Annotated in this window: 3 protein-coding genes; 2 read left to right on the top strand and 1 reads right to left on the bottom strand. The window is 57.6% G+C overall.

All coding sequences use genetic code 11. The annotated features are described in order from the left end of the window. Positions 1 to 357: 357 nt before the first annotated feature. Positions 358 to 1428 (bottom strand): putrescine carbamoyltransferase, encoded by a 1071-nt coding sequence (ptcA, locus tag ACTQ1E_RS08725; protein WP_441056337.1) that lies wholly within the window; start codon positions 1426 to 1428, stop codon positions 358 to 360. A gap of 398 nt (positions 1429 to 1826) precedes the next feature. Here ptcA and ACTQ1E_RS08720 point away from each other — a divergent pair, with 398 nt between their 5' ends. Both ACTQ1E_RS08720 and ACTQ1E_RS08715 read left to right on the top strand, forming a co-directional pair. Continuing rightward, positions 1827 to 1970 (top strand): LuxR C-terminal-related transcriptional regulator, encoded by a 144-nt coding sequence (locus tag ACTQ1E_RS08720; protein ID WP_441044900.1) that lies wholly within the window; start codon positions 1827 to 1829, stop codon positions 1968 to 1970. 47 nt (positions 1971 to 2017) lie between these two features. Then, complete coding sequence (locus tag ACTQ1E_RS08715; RefSeq protein WP_441565877.1) at positions 2018 to 3064, top strand: hypothetical protein; 1047 nt, start codon at positions 2018 to 2020, stop codon at positions 3062 to 3064. Positions 3065 to 3152 lie beyond the last annotated feature (88 nt).

Raw genomic sequence — 3152 nt, 5'->3', positions numbered from 1 at the left:
CAGCAGGAGCGGCGGCCTCGCAAACGAAGACGACGCAGATGATGGTCGAAATGACCGTCAGGAAGGAAAGCTTTTTCTTTCCGTCACTCATATTTAATCCTTTGCTCAGTCGTTTTCAGACAGGGCGCCAGTGCTTACGCGCAGTGGCGCAGATGATGGGCAGCAGGAGACAAGCATCTGCTGCCGCCCATCAGAAAGCATCGTACAGGCCATACCACACGTCGGTGTAGATGAAGTCGGCGCCCTTGATGCACTCGGTTGTCGTCGGAGACTTTGCAGTTCTCCTCGCCGATGGCCATGAGGTCGCCCATCTCCTGCGAAGGCGGGCGAGCCGTAGCTCGCCCGACCTGGTACGTCTTACAGACCGTGCTTACCGAGGGCCGCCATGCGCTCATTGATGGTGGCGCGGTATGCCGCAGCCTTCTGCTCGTCGGGCTCGCTCTGGGGGCACAGAGTGGCCAGGATGGCGCGAATGGAGTGCTTGCGGTTCTCGGCCTCGACCCAGCACAGGGAGCGCTCGGGATCGTCCATGACCTCGTCGACGACTTCCTCGCCACGGTTTGCGGGCAGGCAGTGCATGAACATGCTGTTCGGACCGGCAACGTTCATCATATCCCAGGTCACCTGGTACTTCGGATAGAACACATCCATGTAGCTGGAGCTGGAGACTTCACTGTCGTAGAGGCCGTACCACACATCGGTGTACACGAAGTCGGCGCCCTCGATGCAGGAAATGTCGTCGGAAATGGTGATGGTGCCGCCGGAGACCTTGCAGTTCTCCTCGCCGATAGCCATGAGATGCTTGCCGAACTCGGCGCGCTCCTCATCGGTGCCAATATGCAGGCAGCCGTCGGGAATCTGATGCCCCTTCGGTCCGAACTGCACGAAGTCCATGCCCATCTTCGTGCAGATGAACATGAGCGACGCGCAGGTCTGGGTGGCATCGCCGATCCAGGCAAACTTGCAGTCCTCGATCTTCTTACCGGCGGGCAAGTTCTCGATCATGGTCATGAGGTCGCCGAGCTCCTGGGTGGGATGGTTGTACTCGCTCATGCCGTTGATGACGGGGGCCGCGGAGTACTTCGCCAAGCTCACTACATCCTTATGACGATCGACGCGGGCCATGAGGATGTCGACGAGGCTTCCCATAACGCGGCCGGAGTCCTCGATGGACTCATGGCCACCCAGCTGGATGGAGCCGGGGCCGAAGAACTGGGCGTGACCGCCGAGGTCGCTCATGGCCGTCTCGAAGGAGATGCGGGTACGGGTGGACACCTGCTGGAAGATCATGCCGAGGGTCTTGTCCTTCAGCAGGTGCGGGTACTCGCCGCCCTCCTTGATGAGCCCCTTCATGGCGATGGCCAGATCTACCATGCCGAGCAGCTCTTCTTTTGTGAAGTCGTTGGTGTCGATGTAATCTTTGACCATTGAAATCTCCTTCAAAATTCGTTGGCCGGACCGCCCCTTGCGGACCGTGCTCCCATGAAGCGCCCCGAAATGAGCGAGACGCTCCCTTGCGCCACACAGCATGGGGCGCACCCGTAGTTTTGAGAAGAGATAACCAGGATTATTTTCAGATTACATTAGCTCACCGCACACCTTACCCTGGCTAATCCTAGCTAATCCTAACTAATCCTAACTAGTCCTAACGCCTAGACGGATTGATATTGAACTGGTTTCTTCGCCCTGTGCGCCGCTGTCAACACCTTGCGCCTCCGTTCTAAGGAACCGACGCGCCCGACACCCAAGAATACGTAGACGAGCTGCTCCTCGCCCTCTGCGAGCACTGTCACCTGACCGCGCGCGAGCGCGTCATCTTGAAAGAGGTGCTGCAGGGCAAGGACAACCAGAACATCGCCAGTTCGCCGCAACTGGCCCTGGGCACCGTGCAGGCCCATGTGCACAACATTCTGAAGAAAACCGGCACCACCACCCGCCAAGAACTCACCCAGCTGTTCTGGAAGGGATGAAGAACGGCCGTAGACGGCTGATCCCGTAGGGGGCGGCCGCAGCCGGTGTGAGGGAGATTGGATGCAGACTTATCGGAGTCGCCCCCGACGATGGTCAGCTTGGCATCGTCGATGTTCACGGTGAACTGGTCGGTCACATCGTTGCCGTCGGAATCGGTCACGACCGCCTGGCCGCTTTCCGTTACAGGGTACTCGCCCGCATCGGTGCCCGTTGCAGAAGCCTCAACGCCGGAAACGTAGAAGGTCTGACCATTGATCTGGAACTCCAGGGTCTCGAAACCGGATACGGACTTCTCGGTGCCGTCGTAGGTCACGGACTTGGAATTGGGAGTGAGGGTGATCTGGTACTTCTCGCTACGGTCGGTAACGGTCAGGGTTCCGTACGTCTTGTTGATCTGATAGTTGTCCAGATTGGTTCCCTCGTTGGGGATGCATTCGAATGCATTCTCGGAGGAGCCGACGATCTTCTGCGAGCCGGTGAAAGAATAGGTGGCACCTTGGCCATCGGCCCAACCAGTATCCCGGGCAGCCTCCCCAACGGTGACCTTGTGATTGGTCAGGGGCTTGCCGTCGTACTCCTTCGAACCACTCGCGGAGGTCAGGGTGACCGGACGCTTTTCGACCGTCAATTTACCTTCGTTCTTCACGATGTTGTAATATTCGGCAATAGACGGGTCGAGCGTTACACGAATCGCATTTTTCGATGTGCCACAATCGGTCTGAGAACCTACAAACTCTATTTCCATATGGTGAATAATAACCGAGTCTTTGTTGGCTATGCGTCGTTTGAATGTAATTACCTCTCTAATAAATCAAATATGTTACTTTTCAGCACCATCAAACCAGATTCTGCCTCCTTCGAATTAGGCACCCACCCCATCAAGACCACGAAGCATCCCCGCCCTCAGCCTCGACCTGCTAGTCATGTGCCTGTTCACCTGGGAGAAAGCATGCCAAAGGCAGCGCTGGACCATGGTTTACGGCCAGGTCTCGCGCACGGCCCTGGAGAACCCGCCGTCGGGGGCGAGCATGGGCCAGACCTCCCGGAACTCGGCCGTCCTGCTCCTGAAATGTGTTTCGTCAAGAGGATTTGAGCAAAAAGATCATCGGAAATTGAGCAGCCTGAGCATCGGAAGCGCGCACGCTTTTTGAGCGGCTAGCCCTCCTGCATGAGGGCATGGC

The sequence above is a fragment of the Collinsella sp. LCP21S3_C7 genome (assembly GCF_052118485.1).
GTDB lineage: Bacteria > Actinomycetota > Coriobacteriia > Coriobacteriales > Coriobacteriaceae > Collinsella.
Note: the sequence above shows the minus strand (reverse complement) of the source record. Positions and strands in the feature narration are given on the sequence as shown.

What these genes read in the sequence shown, in the direction of transcription:
- ptcA (WP_441056337.1), bottom strand. Translation starts at nt 1,428, where the DNA reads ATGGTCAAAGATTACATCGACACCAACGACTTCACAAAAGAAGAGCTG.